Below are 19,621 nucleotides of genomic sequence, written 5' to 3'. Positions count from 1 at the left end.
ATGCCCTCGAGGGTCTAGCCGCCGTAGCTGGACAACTAAAAAGCAACAAAAAGTGACGGACTCATCACAGTTCGTCACTTTTATGCATACCGGTATAAATCTGAGAACTTCAAACGGGTGACTTGTTGAAGGAGAAAGGCTGATTCGGTTGCATCTTTTTTTCGAAGAGTATTTAAAGCTTCTATCATTTCATCATGAGTCATGATTCCCACTCCGTGACCAAAATACTGATCCTCTTCTAAAAACACAGAATTTTCCCCCATCCATATCGGATCGTCATAATCAGGGTTAGAGAAATAATAAACATCCCCTGGAATATAGTCCACGCCTTCATAGGTGACCATGCTCATATCATCGTCATAATTGTGACCCCACACTAAAAGGGGGGAGAACAGCTGATTGAAATAAGAAGTCCTGATCGTATCAAGGATTGATTTATAGTAAATGAGGACAATGCTGGTGACACATTCGAAGCTATAGGCAGAGCTATTTGTGAATATATCTTCAATGGCCTCTGATGGAAGCTTCGAGTCGCGAAGCCTATATCCATATGGAGTCTTGATCCAAAAGGCAGAGTTGAAATAGGAATGTTCAAAAGCAGCGAATTTGGCGTCACCCTCATCCATGCTCCTTGCATTGGCAATGAATCGTTCCCGCATCTTCAACTCAAATATGAGCTCGCCTAAATTACGGTAACGATACTCCGTAGGACTGCTTTCCAGCGCTTTAACGATGCTTTTTTCTACAGGTGATAGATTCTGCAACCCATTACTTGACAATCCATTTTCAATGATAATCAATCCATACACCTCCAGGCTTTTTTACTAATGTATGATGGGGTGAGGAGATATGGGTATCAACAGTAGAAATTTTTTGAAAAGGTAAACTAGGATGGCTGTTTTTTACATGATTGGATAAGTCAAAAGTCTATCTTAGGAGGTTGTTCACAATTTGGAACAACAAAACGTGAATCTGGCACAAGTTCTGGTGAAAGTGGCACAACAAACTACAAATCTGGCACAAGTTTTGGTGAAAGTGGCACAACAACCGGAATTACCCCTTAATACCACCCGTCAATCCCTATAAATGGATGGGAAAGCAGTCCAAAAAACAAAAACCTGCCAAAAAGGATCGTCCTTTCAGCAGGTTTTGATAGAGAAATGCCAGTTTTGGGCCACAACGAGCCGCCTCCGGCTTTGTTATTTCATCTGCTTATTAATCTTTTCATACACCTGGGCAATCGCCTGTTCAAATTTCCCAGTCGATTTTGGAGTATAGTAGTTAGCATTTTTTAATTTGTCAGGTAAATAGGTTTGCGGTACCCATCCTGATTCATAGCTGTGTGGATACTTGTATTCGATTCCTCTTCCAAGTTCTTTGGCGCCTTGATAGTGAGCATCTTTTAAGTGATCCGGAACCTCGCCGCTTTTTCCTTTACGGATATCACCGAGTGCCAGGTCGATGGCCGTGATCGCCGAGTTCGATTTAGGTGAGAGACAAAGTTCGATGATTGCGTTGGCTAACGGGATTCTCGCTTCTGGAAATCCGATTTTCTCAGCAGTTTCGACTGCCGCCAATGTTCTTGGTCCTGCTTGAGGATTGGCAAGGCCGATATCTTCATAGGCAATCACCAATAGTCTGCGGGCGATGCTTGGAAGATCCCCGGCTTCAACGAGTCTGCCTAAATAGTGAAGAGCGGCATTCACGTCACTTCCACGAATCGACTTCTGAAAGGCACTTACGACATCATAATGGGCATCTCCATCTTTATCGTGAGAAAAGCTTTTCTTTTGAAGGCATTCTTCCGCAATGCTTACATCGATGCGAATGACCCCGTCCTCATCCGGTGAAGTGGACAGAACCGCCAATTCCAAAGCATTCAAGGAACTTCTGACATCCCCGAAGCTGCTGCTCGCAAAATGTTCAATCGCTTCGTCGGTCACATCAAGTGAATACTCCCCTAATCCACGTTCTCTATCTTCAATGGCTCGATTCAAGGCGACTTTCATTTCATCAATGGAAAGGGGCTTTAGTTCAAAAATTTGGCATCTGCTTCGTATGGCTGGATTGATCGCATGATAGGGATTGCTTGTTGTTGCCCCAATTAGGGTGATCATCCCGTTCTCTAAATAAGGAAGGAGAAAATCCTGCTTTCCTTTATCCAAGCGATGAACCTCATCTAATAGAAGAATTACTTTTCCCGACATTTTGGCTTCTTCCGCTACGATTTGAATATCTTTTTTATTATTGGTTACGGCATTCAGGGTCTTAAACCGGTATTTCGTACTTCCGGCAATGGCGCTCGCGATGGACGTTTTTCCAATCCCGGGTGGACCATATAAGATCATGGAAGAAAGCTGTTTTGCTTTTACCATCCTGTCTATGATCTTTCCTTCTCCAACTAAATGCTGCTGTCCGATGATCTCATCAATGGTTCTGGGTCTCATCTTAAAGGCAAGTGGTTTAATCGACATGAAACATCTCTCCAAACTGACGTTCTAGTTAGATTCACTTTATCATAGGAGGTTCTCATAAGGAAATATTGTGGCTGGGAAAAAGGAGGGAAGTGAATGAAGACGCCCTTTTCACAGTGAGAGGAAGGATATGCTATAATAACAAAAGTCAATATAGAAGAAAGATACGACTCATTTATGATTGTAACGTTATTAAATATATTAGAGGTGCTGGACATGAAGATATCTACTAAAGGCCGATACGGTTTAACGATTATGATTGAATTAGCAAAACGCCATGGTGAAGGTCCGACTTCACTTAAAACGATCGCGCAGCAGCATGAGCTCTCGGAACATTATCTTGAGCAGCTGGTGGCTCCCCTGCGTAACGGAGGACTTGTAAGAAGCATCCGGGGAGCATACGGCGGGTATGTCTTAGGACATGAGCCATCTGAAATTACAGCTGGGGATATTATCCGGATCCTTGAAGGGCCTATCAGTCCCGTCGAAGGGATTGAAGATGAAGAACCGGCAAAACGTGAGCTTTGGATCCGCATTCGTGATGCCGTGAAAGAAGTGCTCGACAATACAACGATAGAAGATTTAGCCAGTCATTCTGATGATGGTGAATCAGATGCATACATGTTCTATATCTAGGAGGTTACTATAATGGAAAGAGTGTATTTGGATCATGCTGCAACGTCCCCCATGCATCCTGAAGTGATTGAAGAAATGACTTCAGTGATGAGGGAGACCTTTGGTAATCCATCGAGCATTCATTCGTTTGGCCGTGCATCACGTCATCTTGTCGATCATGCACGAACCATCATTGCTCAAAGTATCCATGCAGATTACAATGAAATCATTTTTACAAGCGGTGGAACGGAAGCGGATAATTTAGCCATTATCGGTTCAGCCGAAGCGAATAAAGGTAAAGGGAATCACATCATAACCACACAAACAGAGCATCATGCTGTTTTACATGCATGTAAATTCTTAGAGTCCAAAGGGTTTGAGGTGACGTACCTGCCAGTAGATCGTAAAGGCAGGATATCGGTGGAGGAACTGCAAAAGGAACTTCGCGACGATACGATCCTCGTTACGATCATGTTTGGGAATAATGAGGTGGGGACGATCCAGCCGATTAAAGAGATTGGAAAACTTCTGCAGGATCATCAAGCTTATTTTCATACTGATGCTGTACAAGCTTTCGGATTAACAGAAATCGATGTGAAAGAGCTCGGGGTTGATTTGCTTTCAGTTTCAGGCCATAAGATCAATGGTCCGAAAGGGATCGGATTCCTTTATTTACACAAAAACATGGATCTGCAGCCTGGATTATACGGCGGAGAGCAGGAAAGAAAACGCCGTGCCGGTACAGAAAACGTCCCAGCCATTGTTGGACTGGGAAAGGCAGTAGAAATTGCTCAAAATGCGATAGAAGAGAAAATTTCCAAGTACTCTGGTTTCAAGGTCTTACTGAAAGAAACCTTAGCCGGCGCAGACATTGCCTTTGAGGAGAACGGATCTCTTGAGTATGGATTACCCCATGTGCTAAACTTAAGCTTTCCTGGCACGGATGTTGAGTCTATGCTGGTGAATTTAGATATGTCAGGTATTGCTGTATCAAGCGGTTCTGCTTGCACAGCTGGATCTATAGAGCCTTCGCATGTACTAGTCGCGATGTTTGGAAGTCAGTCTGAGAATACAAGGAACTCCATTCGTTTCAGCTTTGGTCAGGGCAATACGAAGGAACAAATTGTCTGGACTGCCCATGAAGTCGCAAAAATTGTAAAACGTCTAACATCTTAATATGTTCGTCTCAATTGGACGAATGAAGGAATAAGGAGGTGGCGTTAGTGAAAAAAGAACCAAAGGATACGAGAGTAGTCGTTGGAATGTCTGGTGGAGTGGATTCTTCCGTAGCCGCATTATTATTAAAGCAGCAAGGCTACGAAGTCATCGGGATTTTCATGAAAAACTGGGATGATACCGATGAAAACGGAGTATGTACGGCAACTGAAGATTACAACGATGTGATTCGAGTATGTAACCAAATTGGTATTCCTTACTACGCTGTGAATTTTGAAAAACAATACTGGGATAAAGTGTTTACGTATTTCCTTGACGAATATAAAGCTGGAAGAACACCAAACCCGGATGTGATGTGTAATAAAGAAATTAAGTTCAAAGCATTCCTTGATCATGCACTGAAACTTGGTGCAGATTATCTGGCAACCGGCCACTATGCACAGGTTGAATACCGTGATGGAGAATACAAGATGCTCCGCGGTGTCGACAACAATAAGGATCAAACGTACTTCCTCAATCAGTTAGGGCAGGAACAACTTGAAAAAGTGATGTTCCCCCTAGGCGGCATCGACAAGAAAAAGGTTAGGGAAATTGCTAAGGAAGCGGGCCTTGCGACTGCTGCCAAGAAAGACAGTACGGGGATTTGCTTCATCGGTGAACGCAACTTCAAAGATTTCTTGAGCAACTATTTACCTGCCCAACCAGGAACGATGGAAACATTAGACGGTAAAGTGATGGGAAAACACGATGGATTGATGTACTATACGATTGGCCAACGCCATGGACTGGGTATAGGTGGGGCCGGAGAGCCTTGGTTCGCCATCGGGAAGGACCTTGAAAGAAACGTGCTCTATGTAGGTCAAAGCTTTGAGCATCCCGCCCTTTATTCAGATTCCATTCTCGCAACGGATGTTCACTGGACCTCGAATGGTGAGAAACCGGCTGAATTCGCCTGCACGGCAAAATTCCGTTACCGTCAGGATGATAACAACGTAACGGTCATTCCTTTAGAAGATGGTAAGGTGAAAGTCATCTTTGACGAGCCCATCCGTGCTGTCACACCAGGACAAGCGGTTGTTTTCTACAATGGTGATGAGTGTCTGGGTGGAGGAACGATCGATACCATTTACAAAGATGAGAAAAAACTTACCTATGTAGGGTAACACTGACCAAAGGACTGAGAAGAAGAGATGTGCAAACTCTCCTCTCTCAGTCCTTTTTTCATCATTGATCGATACCGAAATTGAAAGTCCCGTATGTTATACTAGTAACGATAAGTGAGAAAATCATTACTCAGCTTGCATACATAAATAAAGAAAATATAGAGGTGTTTGAATTGGATAAGAATTTAAAAGGAATTGAGTTATTGCAAGAAGGAAAAGTAGAAGAGGCTGTCAAACTTTTTACAGAAGCCATTGAAGAAAATCCAAAGGATCCGGTAGGGTATATAAATTTTGGGAACGTACTCATGTCGGTTGGAGACAACGAAAAGGCGAAGAAATTTTTTGAACGTGCAATCTCAATCGATGAGAATGCAGGGGCAGCCTATTATTCCCTGGGGAACCTGTACTTTAACGAGAATAACTTTGATGAAGCAAAGGATCAATTTGAAAAAGCTGTTTCAAAGGGAATGGAGAATGCCGATGTCTACTTTATGCTCGGAGTCAGCCTGTTCCAATTAGAGCAGCCGAGACTGGCTCTTCCTTACTTGCAACGAAGTGTCGAACTGAATGAAGAGGATACAGAGGCGCGCTTCCAGTTAGGTCTATGCTTAGCGAAGGTTGAAGCATACGAAGAAGCGATTGCGCAATTATCTCAAGTAGTGGAAGCAGATCCAACTCACGCAGATGCTTACTACAACTTAGGGGTTGCCTTTGCAGGTCATAAGGATGATGCAAACACGGCACTGATGTATTTCAACAAAGCAATCGAAGTTCAACCAGATCATATGCTGGCGGGTTATGGCATCAAGATGATCGAAAAGCTGAAAAATGAACAAAGTGAATAGTTAGGGGGTTCACTGATTTGAGCCAGCAAGATTCTTTAAAGCTGTTTGGTGAGGAAGAAATCTATATAAAAGGAAGGCATCTTGTCACGATTTTTCATAATGAGGAAAATCTCTATACCGTCGTCCGGATCCGGGTGGACGAAACGAATGATACTTATGAAGACAAAGAAGCGGTCGTAACCGGGAATTTTCCTAAGATTCATGAAGATGAGACCTACGTGTTTTATGGGAGGTTTCAAGATCACCCAAAGTTTGGCATGCAGTTTCATGCAAAGCATTTCAAGAAAGAAATCCCACAAACCACACAAGGTGTCGTCCATTATTTATCAAGTGATTTATTTAAAGGAATCGGGAAGAAAACAGCTGAGAAGATAGTGGAGCATATCGGGGAAAACGCCATAACCAAAATACTCGAAAATCCGAGCCTGCTGGATGAAATTCCAAAGCTTCCAAAGGAAAAGGCGAAAAGTATTTATGATACGCTTTCCGAGCATCAAGGCTTGGAGCGGGTCATGATCATGCTGAATGACCTGGGATTTGGCCCCCAAATTTCCATGAAGGTCTATCAAGCCTATAAAGAGCAGGCACTTGATATCATTCAAAATAATCCTTATAAGCTTGTGGAAGATATTGAAGGAATCGGCTTTACCCGGGCCGATGAGATTGGTTCTAAGATCGGGTTGACAGGCAGTCATCCCGACCGGATCAAAGCAGGCTGTTTATACACCCTTGAGCAAACATGTGTGAAGCAGGGCCATGTGTATCTCGAAGCAGAAGAACTCATTGTTACGGTGAAGGAGCTGCTTGAGAAAAGTCAGCCCGAAAAGGTCGATTACACTGAAATATCCAGTCAACTGGTTTCCTTGGAGGAAGAGGGTAAAGTCATTGGAGAAGGCACAAAGGTATATGTTCCTTCTCTTTACTTCTCGGAAAAAGGAATCGTGACAAACATTGAAAAGATTTTGTCTCAAACCCAATATAAAGATCAATTTCCTCAATCCGAATTTCTTCTATCACTTGGAGCACTGGAGGACCGACTGGGAGTTCAATACGCACCTTCACAAAAAGAAGCCATCGAAACAGCGTTGATGTCCCCCATGCTTCTGTTAACCGGAGGACCCGGAACCGGTAAGACGACCGTCATTCAGGGGATTGTGGAGCTGTTTGCGGATCTCCATGGCTGCTCCTTGGATCCCAAGGATTACAAGGATGAACCCTTTCCTGTCTTACTGACAGCCCCGACTGGTCGAGCGGCAAAGCGCATGACAGAATCCACGGGCCTCCCTGCCATGACGATTCACCGACTTTTAGGCTGGAACGGTCAAGAAGGATTTAAGAGTGATGAAGAACGGGCGATTGAAGGAAAGTTGTTAATTGTGGATGAAGTGTCCATGGTCGACACGTGGCTTGCCCATCAATTATTGAAGGCCCTGCCTGAGGATATTCAAGTGATACTTGTCGGGGATGAGGATCAATTACCGTCTGTCGGTCCTGGCCAGGTACTAAAGGACCTATTGAAATCGGAAGTGGTGCCAACAGTCAGGTTAACGGATATTTATAGACAGGAAGAGGGCTCCTCCATTATTGAACTTGCTCATTATATGAAAAGGGGACAGGTACCTCAAGACCTGACCAAACAGCAAAAGGATCGATCCTTCTTCCCATGCAGATCCAATCAAATATCCGAAATCGTTCAAAAAGTCGTTGAGAACGCGAAGAAAAAAGGGTACTCCCCAAAGGATATACAGGTCCTAGCTCCTATGTATCGAGGCCCTGCAGGTATCGACCGATTGAATGAGCTTCTTCAGGAAATTTTCAATAGCAATGACGGTACCCGGAAAGAGATCGCCTTTGGAGATGTGAAATATCGTATTGGGGATAAGGTTCTTCAACTTGTCAATCAACCTGAAAACAATGTTTTCAACGGGGATATCGGTGAAATCGTCTCGATCTTTTATGCGAAGGAAAACACCGAGAAGCAAGATATGATCATTGTTTCATATGAGGGAAATGAGGTCACCTATACGAGGCAAGATCTCATGCAAATTACCCATGCGTATTGCTGCTCGATCCATAAGTCACAAGGAAGTGAGTTTCCCATTGTGATCTTACCTGTCGTGAAAAGCTATTATCGGATGCTGAGAAGAAATCTTCTTTACACTGCCATTACCAGGAGCAAGCAATTCCTCATTCTTTGTGGGGAGCTTGATGCTTTTACCCTTGGAGTAGAGAGGGAAGATGATTTTCTCCGCAAAACGACCCTAAGCGAGAAACTGAACGGTTTAACCGCTGCAGAAAACACGGCAGTTTCTCCTGAAGAAGGTTTACCCATTGAAGAAATCTTGCTGAATGAGGATCCAATGATTGGAATGGAAGGCATCAGTCCCTATGATTTCATGAAAGCATAAGGTCAACGAAGGAATATTTCTCCTGTAGAAATTATTCCTTCGTTGACCTTTTTCTATTGGTTATTGCCATTAATGATCATGATAATTGTTAACTTAAAACAAAATAAAGTTGACATATATTTAAAGAAAGCGATATCCTTATCTTGTAGAAAAAAGACAGATGGGGGAAGACAGATGAACAGAAAATTAAGGACAATCGATCTTACACTGGCAGGGATGTTTGTTGCACTTATGGCGATAGGTGCCAACATCACGACATTCGTACCTTTTATGGTAGTGGGCGGTGTTCCCATTACGTTACAAACGTTCTTCGCCATTTTAGCTGGAGCGATTCTTGGAAGTAGGGTCGGGGCCATTTCCATGACAGTGTACGCACTGGTGGGACTCGTGGGTGTTCCGGTATTTGCACGATTTGGAGCAGGATTATCCTCTATTGTGAGCCCGACATTCGGATTTATCGTTTCGTTTATTCTTACAGCATACATTACAGGTAAAATCGTAGAAAAACATAAAGGAATCAAGGTCTACATTTTCGCGGCTCTAGTCGGGATGACTGTCAATTATGTGGTCGGTACGAACTGGATGTATGCAGCGTACAAACTTTGGGCTGCAGCTCCTGAAGGATTTACATATAAACTTGCATGGGCCTGGATGTTGGTACCTTTACCGAAGGATATCATATTAGCCGTGTGTGCTGGAATGATGGCTCATCGCCTTGAGAAATCGGTCCTGTCAAAGAGTACATTTAAGAATATAAAAAGAGCGGCATAAAAGGGGAGGAATTTCACATGAAAACGTGGAAGGAACTGGCACTTGGAGTGATTGAGGGAGAAGAAATCACAAATGAAGAGGCTTTATCGATTTTACAAAGTCCGGATGACGAACTTCTGGAATTATTGCATAGCGCTTACCTGATTCGAAAACATTATTATGGAAACAAAGTGAAATTAAATATGATCATCAATACGAAATCAGGTTTATGCCCTGAAAACTGCGGCTATTGTTCACAGTCCATTGTTTCAAATGCTCCGATCGAGAAATATCGTATGGTGGATAAAGAGACAATATTAAAAGGAGCCCAAAATGCTCATCAGCTAAATGTGGGAACATATTGTATTGTGGCGAGTGGAAGGGGCCCGAGCAATCGTGAAGTCGATCATGTGGTTTCGGCAGTAAAGGAAATCAAAGAGCAGTATAACTTAAAAGTATGTGCATGTTTAGGCTTATTAAAAGAAGATCAGGCGAAACGGTTAAAGGAAGCAGGGGTGGACCGTTATAACCATAACATCAATACTTCAGAGAACCATCATGAAAACATCACCACTTCCCATACCTATGAAGACAGGGTGAATACCGTTGAACAAGCGAAAGCACAAGGGATTTCTCCCTGTTCCGGAATCATAGTCGGCATGAAAGAGACATTGCAGGATGTGGTTGATATGTCCCGCAGTTTAAAGGTGCTGGATGCCGACTCCATTCCCGTGAACTTCTTGCATGCTATAGATGGTACACCTCTTGAAGGAACAAACGACCTCGATCCGAGATATTGTTTGAAGGTTCTTTGTTTAATGCGTTTCATCAACCCGACTAAAGAGATCCGTATTTCAGGGGGACGGGAAGTGAATCTGCGCAGTTTACAGCCACTTGGACTTTATCCGGCCAACTCGATTTTCGTTGGTGATTACTTAACGACAGCCGGCCAGGAAGGCACAGCAGATCACCAAATGCTTGAAGATCTGGGGTTTGAGGTTGATTATGTGAAGGAAGTAAGTGAGCAGGCAACATCTTGAAAATCGAATAAGTAAATTTAGGTGGGTGCTTTGGAAAAGGTTACTCCTTATGAAATCAAGAAAATATCCCACACTATATAAGAACGGTGATTAAACATCGTTTGGGCGGATATTCTCATTGAACAAGTATAAAACGGGCTCGGATTGGTCATGATGGTAGGGAATACACACCAGGTTTGGTGTAATAGAGGTGAACCTTACCGATGAAGTGTCCAAATTGTCAGAGCAAAGATATTGGAAAGATCGGCATCAACCAATATTATTGTTGGGGTTGCTATATAGAGCTTTCCTTGTCAAAGGGAGTCATTCATACTCATCAAGTGGAAGAGGATGGATCACTGAGCTCCTTAGACGACTTGTTTGATGAGGAAGAACGCCGACTAAGCTAGGAAGAGGTGTCTTTCTTGAACAAAACATTTGCATCCATCGTTGGTTTTGGAGCAGGAATTGCGGCTTCCATCTATTCACAAAGATCCAATATGATGAACCAAAGACAAATGAAACGAATTCGTAAACAAGTAAAGAAACTTTTTTAACAGCTAAAAAGGCTGACTTTCGGGTCAGTCTTTTTTTATTTTCCTGGTTTTTCATATGAAGGAACTTAGATACAAAGAAAAATCACTAAATCTTTATTGATATAAGCAGCTGCTATTTGGATATCAGCGGAATTTTTGTTTTATCAGCGAAATCCCACTTTTATCAGCGGAATTCCCGATATATCAGCGAAAAGACTCTCGCACCTTACATCCCCACCGATTTAGTTCCAGATATGCCCTAGTCTCCCATCATGCTTTTGTTTATGTCCAATGAATAAAATACCCTCCTACATTCCAACACTAGGGAAGAAGAGAAGGAGGTGTTAATAATGGAAAAGAGACCCTATGCCAAATGGTTGTACCGACTTTCAATAGCTCTTATTCTTGCTTTATTCCTATATATTCTCTACTTATTAAAGCCTGTATGGCATCCGGTCCTGGAAGTATTGTTCTTTTCGCTTCTACCCTTCCTGATAGGGGGATTCATTGCCTATTTGCTTCATCCAATAGTAGAAAAAATCCATGAGGCGGGCATTCATAGAGGAATAGCGATCATGCTCATCTACATCCTTTTCTTTGGAGGATTAGGGTACGCGGTCTATAAGGGGACTCCGATCATCATACATCAGCTGAAAGATTTATCAGAGAATGCGCCACTTTTTACAAAACAATACCAGAGGTGGCTGGACTATGTGCAAAGCGAGACCTCCACTTGGCCAGACGGAATACAATCTCAATTAGAGGAAAGAATTGACGGGATCGAAGCCTGGTTGACGGGGCTTGTCGCAGTCGTTCTGGCCACTGTGATGAAGTTTATGAACAGCTTTCTGCTTGTTGCAATCATTCCCTTTGTATCTTTTTATTTATTAAAGGATATTACGAAAGTGAAAAGATTCCTGTGGCAGCTTACCCCTAAAAAATGGAGGAACAGCGCGATTTCATTTTCAAGGGATGTGGATGAATCGCTGGGAGGTTATATCCGGGGACAGCTTTTAGTTTGTTTGATCATTGGGGGACTTTCAGCATTAACACTCTGGTTAATCGGTATGAAGTATCCCTTGATCCTCGGATTGATCATTGGAGTAACCAATGTAATACCCTATTTCGGACCGATTATCGGAGCGGTTCCAGCTGCCATTGTGGCAAGTACGATCTCTGTCAATATGATGATATATGTCGTCATCATGGTCGTAGTTCTCCAATTCCTGGAGGGGAATATCTTATCGCCCCTCATTGTCGGAAAAAGCCTTCATATGCATCCACTGTTTATTATGGCTGCCCTTATCATTGGTGGTGAAGTAGGGGGTGTGATCGGCATGATTGTTGCAGTGCCTTTTTTAGCTGTGGTAAAAGTAGCGATTTTACATGGACGAACCCATTTCATTCATGCAGCAGGGGGAGATTAACTGAAAAAATAAGAATCAACATTGACAAATACAGTGAATATTTCTATAATCCAACATATACAAGTATTCGTATAAAATGAAAGCAATGAAGGATCGAGTACGTTATAGTCCATCTATCAGAGAGGGATTCCCCAGGCTGCAAGGGATTCCAGATGAAGGATAACCGAATGCTAATCCTGAGTGCAGGTAAAACCTGCCGTCTATCCGCGTTAAGGTGTTTTGAGGGATGAACAATAGAGAAATGCGAATAGGCTTCCTGAGAGGCAACAAGGAACTACGAGCCTCTAAGCCTGCACTTTCTTTGTTCATAACCAGGGTGGTACCGCGAGTTAGCTCTCGTCCCTGTTTTAGGGATGAGGGCTTTTTTGTATTCATTTTTAACCATACATAATCAATGAAGGAGGAAGTTTTACATGAACAAATTAACAGGCGCAGAAATTCGTCAAAAGTTTTTAGATTTCTTTCAGGAAAAAGGACATGGTGTTGAACCGAGTGCATCATTAGTTCCGCATGAAGATCCGTCCCTTTTATGGATCAATAGTGGAGTAGCTACATTAAAGAAGTATTTTGATGGACGTGTCATTCCTCAGAATCCAAGAATCGTGAATGCTCAAAAGTCCATTCGCACAAATGACATCGAAAATGTAGGGAAAACAGCACGTCATCACACGTTTTTTGAAATGCTGGGTAACTTCTCCATTGGTGAATATTTTAAAGTTGAAGCGATTGAATGGGCATGGGAATTTTTAACCGATGAAAAATGGATCGGGTTTGATCCCGAGAAGCTTTCCGTTACCATTCACCCTGAAGATCATGAAGCATTTGATATCTGGAACAAAAAAGTAGGCGTACCTGCTGAACGAATCATTCGTATTGAAGGGAACTTCTGGGATATCGGTGAAGGTCCAAGCGGCCCGAATACAGAAATTTTCTACGATCGCGGACCGGAATATGGGGAAAGTCCTGAAGACCCTGAATTATATCCTGGTGGAGAGAATGATCGTTATCTTGAGGTATGGAATCTTGTGTTCTCACAATTCAATCATAACCCTGATGGAACGTATACTCCGCTTCCCAAGAAAAATATTGATACCGGTATGGGACTTGAACGTATGGCATGTGTCGTACAAGAAGTACCAACAAACTTTGATACAGATTTATTTATGCCGATCATTTCTGCAACCGAAGAGATTTCCGGTAAGTCATACGGGAAAAACAGCGAGATCGATGTAGCTTTCAAAGTCATTGCCGATCATATCAGAACGGTTTCCTTCGCAATCGGTGACGGAGCCCTTCCTTCCAACGAAGGCCGTGGCTATGTATTAAGAAGACTGCTTCGCCGTGCGGTTCGATTTGCGAAGCAAATTGAAATCAATCGTCCGTTCATGTATGAATTGGTTCCGGTTGTTTCTGAAATCATGGTTGATTTCTACCCGGAAGTGAAACAAAAAGCGGAATTCATTCAAAAAGTGGTGAAAAATGAAGAGGATCGCTTCCATGAAACTTTAAACGAAGGGTTGGCTATTCTTTCTTCTATTATCAAGGTACAAAAATCTGCTGGGAATAAAGTGATTCCTGGTGAAGATGTCTTCCGTCTGTATGATACGTACGGTTTCCCGGTTGAATTAACGGAAGAATATGCAGAAGAAGAAGGATTGACGGTTGATCATGACGGTTTTGAAAGAGAAATGGAAGGTCAGCGTGAAAGAGCGAGGTCGGCTCGCCAGGATGTGGGCAGCATGCAAGTGCAAGGAGGAATCCTAAGTGACATCACGGTAGAAAGTCGCTTTGTAGGATATGACACATTAGAAACGACTGCTACAATTCTTGAACTGTTGGTTGATAATGAACGTCAGCCGAAAGTCGATAAAGGACAGGAATGCCAATTTATTCTGGACCAGACACCTTTCTATGCAGAGAGCGGAGGACAAATCGGCGATAAAGGATACATTGAAGCTATGGGCGTGAAAGTATTTGTGACAAACGTGAAGAAAGCCCCTAACGGCCAAAACCTTCATTCTGCCATCGTTGAAGAGGGCACACTAGAGCAAAATGCACAGGTGCTTGCAAAAGTGTCCCGTGAATCCAGAACAAAAGTGGAGAAGAACCACACGGCGACGCATATCCTTCATCAGGCATTGAAAGATGTCCTTGGAGATCATGTCAATCAGGCAGGTTCTTTGGTGGAACCAGACCGTCTGCGATTCGACTTCTCTCATTTCGGTTCTGTTTCCCAGGAAGAGATTGAGCGAATCGAAACCATCGTCAATGAGAAGGTCTGGAAGGCTATTTCAGTTAACACAGCTCTTAAATCACTATCAGAGGCAAAAGCGATGGGAGCGATGGCTTTATTCGGAGAAAAATACGGCGAAGAGGTTCGCGTTGTATCGATTGGAGAGTATAGCTTAGAGCTTTGTGGTGGTTGCCATGTTTCGAACACGTCTGAAATCGGGTTATTTAAGATTCTTTCAGAAGGTGGGATCGGAGCAGGTACGAGAAGGATTGAAGCTGTTACAGCGGAGAATGCTTACAAAGTGTTGAATGATCAGGTTACTCAACTGAAGGAAGTAGCAGGCAAACTTAAAGCGAATCCTAAAGAAGTCGTCAACCGAGTGGACTCTTTATTAGTTGAAATGAAAGAGCTTCAGAGAGAAAATGAATCATTATCCGCAAAGTTGTCTAACATAGAAGCAGGCAGCTTAACGGATCAAGTCAAAGTCATTGACGGGGTGAATGTTCTTTCCGCGAAGGTGGCTGTGGGAGATAGCAATGGATTACGTACAATGATGGATGATCTTAAACAGAAATTGGGCTCAGGGGTTATTGTATTGGCAACAACTGGTGACGACAAAGTTACGATCATTGCAGGAGTTACGAAGGACTTAGTCGAAAAAGGATATCATGCTGGAAAACTTGTTAAAGAGGTAGCTTCACGCTGTGGTGGTGGAGGCGGTGGCCGTCCGGACATGGCTCAAGCCGGGGGTAAACACCCGGAAAAAGTGGAAGAAGCCCTGCAATTTGTAGAAGAATGGGTCAAATCCATTTAACTCCTTGTTAAAGTGGTGTACAATGTAGGTAACGATTAACAATTCGGTTGTCAAAAAGACAAGCCTGAAGAGAGGTGCTAAAAATGAGTTCTTTTGACAAAACGATGCGGTTTGATTTTTCAGAGGAGCCGTTCGAACATGACGTGAAGGAAGTACTCCTGCAGGTTCATGATGCTCTTCAAGAAAAAGGGTACAACCCGATCAATCAAATCGTAGGGTACTTATTATCTGGAGATCCTGCTTACATTCCTAGACATCAAGATGCCAGAAATATCATCCGCCGTTTAGAACGTGATGAGATCATCGAAGAATTAGTCAAATCGTATTTGAAACAGCACAAAGAGGGATAATACATGCGCGTAATGGGTTTAGACGTCGGTTCTAAAACAGTGGGAGTCGCAATTAGCGATGAGCTTGGTTGGACCGCTCAAGGGATTGAAACGATTAAGATTGACGAAGATCAAGGTGTGTTCCGGATCGACCGATTAAAGGAACTTGCCGAGGAATACCAAGTGGATACAGTTGTAGTCGGATTGCCTAAAAATATGAACAACTCAATTGGTCCCCGGGGTGAAGCGTCTAAAGCTTATGGAGAGTTAATTCATCAGGAATTATCCCTTCCCGTTAAATATTGGGATGAGCGACTAAGTACAATGGCAGCGGAACGAGTCCTTTTAGAAGCCGATGTAAGTAGGAAGAAACGTAAGAAAGTAATTGATAAAATGGCTGCGATGATGATCCTTCAAGGATATCTTGACAGCCAAAAATAATGAGGTGAATGTTCATGGAACACGGAGAAAAACAAATTACAGTAGTTGACGAACAAGGAAATGAACAATTATGCGAGGTTCTTTTCACGTTTGAATCAGATAAATTCGGAAAATCTTATGTACTATATTATCCACTGGGAGCAGATGAGAACGACGAAGAAGAAATCGAAATCCACGCGTCTGCATTCCTTCCGGGAGACGAAGGCCAAGAAGGCGAATTAAAGCCGATTGAAACAGAAGAAGAGTGGGACATGATCGAAGAAATGTTAAACACTTTCTTAGACGAAGAAGAAGAAGCTGAATAAGCGTTAATTTTTCATACGAAACAGGGACCGCAAAAAGGGACAAAAAACTCACCTTTTTGCAGGTCCCTGTTTCACTTTGTGCAAAATATTGTATAATAGTGAAGATGATGTCGAATTACGCCCAACGGATATCCCTTTTTTTGCTCGAAAGGGGGAAATATAGCTTTGGAAAAAAATAAAAACATAAAAGAAACGCTTATGAAAAAACTGCTGGAGAGACAAGAGGAGGCTAAGGTCATTAGAAAAATAGTAGGTCTTGTCATTCTTTGTCTTGTCATCGTTATTGGAGGAACGGCCATCGGTGGATACCTTTATGTGAATTCAGCATTAAAACCCGTCGATCCGGACAACACTAATCCAGTGAAAGTCGAAATACCTATAGGCTCTGGAGTTACTTCCATCGGAAACATTTTGGAGGAAAAAGGAATTGTCAAGAATTCAACGATCTTTAAATACTATGTAAAATTTAATAATGAATCCGGTTTTCAGGCAGGTTCCTATGACTTGACACCTTCCATGACGTTAAATGAAATTGTTAATAGTTTAAAAACAGGGAAGGTAATGAGAAAAGCAGAGTTTAAGATTACCATACCTGAGGGACTTCAATTAGATCAAATCGCTGAGATCATAGCTGATAAGTCCCCTTATGAGAAAGAAGAAATTGAAAAAAAATTAAATGATAAGAAATGGCTCGAGCAATTAAAACAGGAATATCCGGCACTGATAACTGATGAAATATTAAATAAAAAAATTAAACGTCCGTTAGAAGGATATCTATATCCCGCGACATACCCTTTCTATGAGAAGAAGCCTTCCTTAGAAGCAATCTTAACGAAGATGATTGCACAAACGAACGAAGTCCTCGCTCAATATGAGGGAGCGATGGCAGATAGGGAATACACGGCCCATGAGCTTCTGACGTTATCTTCCCTCATTGAAGAAGAAGCAACAGAAAAAGCGGACAGAGGAAAAATCTCAAGTGTATTCTATAATCGTATAGAAGAGGATATGCCCCTTCAAACCGATCCAACGGTGCTTTATGCATTAGGGAAGCATAAAGATAGAACCGTATACAAAGATCTGGAAGTGGATTCACCTTATAACACATATAGAGTGAAGGGGTTACCGCCCGGTCCGATCGCGAACGCCGGTGTGTCTTCGATTGAAGCGGCTTTAGAACCGGAGGATACAGAGTATTACTATTTCCTGGCTTCTTCCAATGGATCCGTTTATTATTCTGAAACATTAGAAGAGCATAATGAGAAAAAGGCGAAGTACATTACAAACAAAGAAGAATAGCGGGGTGAGAAGAGGAAAGAAAGATTCGCTTTCCTCTTCTCTATGTGATAAAATAGTACAAGTTATTTTTTATACGGGCGTTATCTTTATGAAGATGTGTGTGAAGTAGAAAGCTCATTGTAGCTTTCTTCTTTTCATGTTGTCTGAGAAAGAATCGTAACCCGGGACCATTTATGATAATGATCGTGAGGCTTATATATGAACGAACAGGTTATTCATTATATAGAATCAATCGTGAAAGAACGTCCTGCATTAATTGCAGAGATGGAACAATATGCTGAAGTCCATAATGTTCCCATTATGGAGCTAGTGGGCATTGAAGCACTCCTTGGGATGTTAAGGATCCAACAGCCGAAGCGCATCTTGGAAATCGGAACGGCTATCGGATATTCTGCTCTCAGAATGGCGGAGGCTCTTCCCCACTCGACAGTTGTGACCCTTGAACGTGACGAAGGAAGATTCGACGCAGCTCAGAGCTTTCTGTCTCGCTCAGAGGACGGAAAGAGGATTGTTACTTTATTCGGTGATGCCCTGGAACTTGGGGAAGAAGTGAAGAAACACGGGCCTTTTGATGCGATATTCATCGATGCGGCCAAGGGACAATACCTTAAATTCTTTGAACTTTACTCCGGTATGCTGTCAGAAGAAGGGGTCGTTTACTCTGACAATGTCCTGTTCAAAGGACTTGTTGCTCAAGAAGAGGTAGAGCAGAAAAGAATTCGAAACATGGTCAAGAAACTACGGAATTATAATACATGGCTCATGACCCATGAGCAATTTAATACGAGTATTTTACCCGTAGGAGACGGTATTGCCATCAGTAAAAAAAGAGGTGAGCGCTCATGAAAAAACCAGAATTACTTGTAACCCCTGTCTCTGTTGCTGATATTGAACCGTTGGCATTGGCGGGGGCAGATGCGTTTATGATTGGTGAACAAAGGTATGGCTTAAGGCTTGCGGGAGAGTTTTCAAGAGAAGATGTTCGAGAAGCCATCAAAGTTGCTCACAAACACGGTAAGAAAGTGTACGTAGCCATGAACGCTCTTTTCCATAATGATAAAATTTCTGAGCTTGACGACTATATTGCCTTTCTAAAAGGAGCCGGTGCGGATGCGATAGTGTTCGGTGATCCGGCTGTGTTAATGGCTGTACGTGAAGTGGCACCTGAGATGAAGCTGCATTGGAATACCGAAACAACTGCCACCAATTGGTACACGTGTAATTACTGGGGCAGAAAAGGGGCGAAACGCGCTGTTTTGGCCAGGGAATTAAGCATGGATACCATTGTGGAGATGAAAGAGAATGCAGAGGTTGAAATCGAGGTCCAAGTCCACGGTATGACCTGCATGTTCCAATCAAAACGCTCTTTACTTGGTAACTATTTTGAGTATAGAGGAAAGGCGATGGAGATTGAAAACCGTAAAGAACAACGAAATATGTTCCTGCACGATGAAGAACGTCATAATAAATACCCAATCTATGAAGATGAGAACGGCACTCATATTATGAGTCCGAATGATATGTGCATCGTCGATGAACTGGGTGAAATGGTCGAGGCAGGCATTGACTCCTTCAAAATCGATGGGGTTCTGAAATCATCAGACTATATATTGGAAGTGACGAAACTATATCGTAAAGCCATTGATCTATGTGTAGAAGACGAAGATCAATATGAAGAGAAAAAAGACGATTTTCTAGAAGGAGCGAAGAAGCTGCAACCGGAAAATCGTCCACTGGATACGGGATTCTTTTTTAAAGAAACGGTGTATTAACAATGAAATCATGTT

General features: G+C 42.6%; 20 protein-coding genes and 1 other annotated feature. Of the genes, 18 read left to right on the top strand and 2 right to left on the bottom strand.

The window, feature by feature from the left end:
• Nucleotides 1-80: 80 nt before the first annotated feature.
• Nucleotides 81-800, bottom strand: coding sequence for a protein-glutamine gamma-glutamyltransferase (locus tag Q1B03_RS04545; protein ID WP_299738651.1), 720 nt, complete (start codon nt 798-800; stop codon nt 81-83).
• 151 nt (nt 801-951) lie between these two features.
• On the opposite strand from Q1B03_RS04545, the gene Q1B03_RS04540 reads away from it, so the two are divergent.
• On the top strand, nt 952-1,086 hold the full coding sequence (locus Q1B03_RS04540; protein ID WP_299738648.1) for a hypothetical protein: 135 nt from the start codon (nt 952-954) through the stop codon (nt 1,084-1,086).
• 113 nt (nt 1,087-1,199) lie between these two features.
• Here the strand turns inward: Q1B03_RS04540 and Q1B03_RS04535 are convergent, their stop codons facing one another.
• Entirely contained in the window at nt 1,200-2,474 is a 1,275-nt protein-coding gene (locus tag Q1B03_RS04535; RefSeq protein WP_299738645.1) for a replication-associated recombination protein A, read from the bottom strand.
• 216 nt (nt 2,475-2,690) lie between these two features.
• On the opposite strand from Q1B03_RS04535, the gene Q1B03_RS04530 reads away from it, so the two are divergent.
• The 17 genes from Q1B03_RS04530 to Q1B03_RS04450 all read left to right on the top strand — a co-directional run bounded on the left by Q1B03_RS04530 (nt 2,691) and on the right by Q1B03_RS04450 (nt 19,606).
• Nucleotides 2,691-3,110: a cysteine metabolism transcriptional regulator CymR gene (locus Q1B03_RS04530; protein WP_044339554.1), complete on the top strand. Its 420-nt coding sequence runs from the start codon at nt 2,691-2,693 to the stop codon at nt 3,108-3,110.
• 12 nt (nt 3,111-3,122) lie between these two features.
• Nucleotides 3,123-4,265 carry a cysteine desulfurase family protein gene (locus Q1B03_RS04525; protein ID WP_299738641.1) on the top strand — a complete coding sequence of 381 codons (1,143 nt, stop codon included), beginning with the start codon at nt 3,123-3,125 and terminating at the stop codon, nt 4,263-4,265.
• Nucleotides 4,266-4,312: 47 nt separating this feature from the next.
• Nucleotides 4,313-5,428, top strand: a complete 1,116-nt coding sequence (mnmA, locus tag Q1B03_RS04520; protein WP_299738639.1) for a tRNA 2-thiouridine(34) synthase MnmA — start codon at nt 4,313-4,315, stop codon at nt 5,426-5,428.
• A 173-nt stretch (nt 5,429-5,601) separates the two neighbouring features.
• Nucleotides 5,602-6,273 carry a lipopolysaccharide assembly protein LapB gene (locus Q1B03_RS04515; protein ID WP_299738637.1) on the top strand — a complete coding sequence of 224 codons (672 nt, stop codon included), beginning with the start codon at nt 5,602-5,604 and terminating at the stop codon, nt 6,271-6,273.
• 17 nt (nt 6,274-6,290) lie between these two features.
• Entirely contained in the window at nt 6,291-8,681 is a 2,391-nt protein-coding gene (locus Q1B03_RS04510) for an ATP-dependent RecD-like DNA helicase (RefSeq protein ID WP_299738635.1), read from the top strand.
• Nucleotides 8,682-8,855: 174 nt separating this feature from the next.
• A complete protein-coding gene (locus Q1B03_RS04505; RefSeq protein ID WP_299738633.1) occupies nt 8,856-9,452 on the top strand; it encodes a biotin transporter BioY in 597 nt (198 codons plus the stop codon).
• 17 nt (nt 9,453-9,469) lie between these two features.
• Nucleotides 9,470-10,471 carry a biotin synthase BioB gene (gene bioB / locus Q1B03_RS04500; protein ID WP_299738631.1) on the top strand — a complete coding sequence of 334 codons (1,002 nt, stop codon included), beginning with the start codon at nt 9,470-9,472 and terminating at the stop codon, nt 10,469-10,471.
• A gap of 203 nt (nt 10,472-10,674) precedes the next feature.
• A complete protein-coding gene (locus Q1B03_RS04495) occupies nt 10,675-10,860 on the top strand; it encodes a hypothetical protein (RefSeq protein WP_034757353.1) in 186 nt (61 codons plus the stop codon).
• 6 nt (nt 10,861-10,866) lie between these two features.
• Nucleotides 10,867-11,007 carry a YrzQ family protein gene (locus tag Q1B03_RS04490; RefSeq protein WP_113971292.1) on the top strand — a complete coding sequence of 47 codons (141 nt, stop codon included), beginning with the start codon at nt 10,867-10,869 and terminating at the stop codon, nt 11,005-11,007.
• A gap of 329 nt (nt 11,008-11,336) precedes the next feature.
• Nucleotides 11,337-12,413: an AI-2E family transporter gene (locus Q1B03_RS04485; protein WP_299738622.1), complete on the top strand. Its 1,077-nt coding sequence runs from the start codon at nt 11,337-11,339 to the stop codon at nt 12,411-12,413.
• A 76-nt stretch (nt 12,414-12,489) separates the two neighbouring features.
• Nucleotides 12,490-12,760 (top strand) — a binding site (T-box leader).
• 66 nt (nt 12,761-12,826) lie between these two features.
• Nucleotides 12,827-15,460 (top strand): alanine--tRNA ligase, encoded by a 2,634-nt coding sequence (gene alaS, locus Q1B03_RS04480; protein WP_299738620.1) that lies wholly within the window; start codon nt 12,827-12,829, stop codon nt 15,458-15,460.
• Between the two features lie 83 nt (nt 15,461-15,543).
• Entirely contained in the window at nt 15,544-15,810 is a 267-nt protein-coding gene (locus Q1B03_RS04475; RefSeq protein ID WP_034757362.1) for an IreB family regulatory phosphoprotein, read from the top strand.
• A 3-nt stretch (nt 15,811-15,813) separates the two neighbouring features.
• Nucleotides 15,814-16,230, top strand: a complete 417-nt coding sequence (gene ruvX / locus Q1B03_RS04470) for a Holliday junction resolvase RuvX (RefSeq protein ID WP_299738615.1) — start codon at nt 15,814-15,816, stop codon at nt 16,228-16,230.
• A 14-nt stretch (nt 16,231-16,244) separates the two neighbouring features.
• Nucleotides 16,245-16,535, top strand: a complete 291-nt coding sequence (locus tag Q1B03_RS04465) for a DUF1292 domain-containing protein (protein WP_299738614.1) — start codon at nt 16,245-16,247, stop codon at nt 16,533-16,535.
• A gap of 159 nt (nt 16,536-16,694) precedes the next feature.
• Complete coding sequence (gene mltG, locus Q1B03_RS04460) at nt 16,695-17,834, top strand: endolytic transglycosylase MltG (RefSeq protein WP_299739642.1); 1,140 nt, start codon at nt 16,695-16,697, stop codon at nt 17,832-17,834.
• A gap of 198 nt (nt 17,835-18,032) precedes the next feature.
• On the top strand, nt 18,033-18,680 hold the full coding sequence (locus Q1B03_RS04455; RefSeq protein WP_299738612.1) for an O-methyltransferase: 648 nt from the start codon (nt 18,033-18,035) through the stop codon (nt 18,678-18,680).
• Nucleotides 18,677-19,606, top strand: coding sequence for a peptidase U32 family protein (locus Q1B03_RS04450; protein ID WP_299738609.1), 930 nt, complete (start codon nt 18,677-18,679; stop codon nt 19,604-19,606). The genes Q1B03_RS04455 and Q1B03_RS04450 overlap by 4 nt, the downstream gene beginning before the upstream one ends.
• Nucleotides 19,607-19,621 lie beyond the last annotated feature (15 nt).

The organism is uncultured Rossellomorea sp. (assembly GCF_947488365.1).
Classification (GTDB): Bacteria; Bacillota; Bacilli; order Bacillales; family Bacillaceae_B; genus Rossellomorea.
This window is presented reverse-complemented; position numbering and strand designations above follow the sequence as displayed.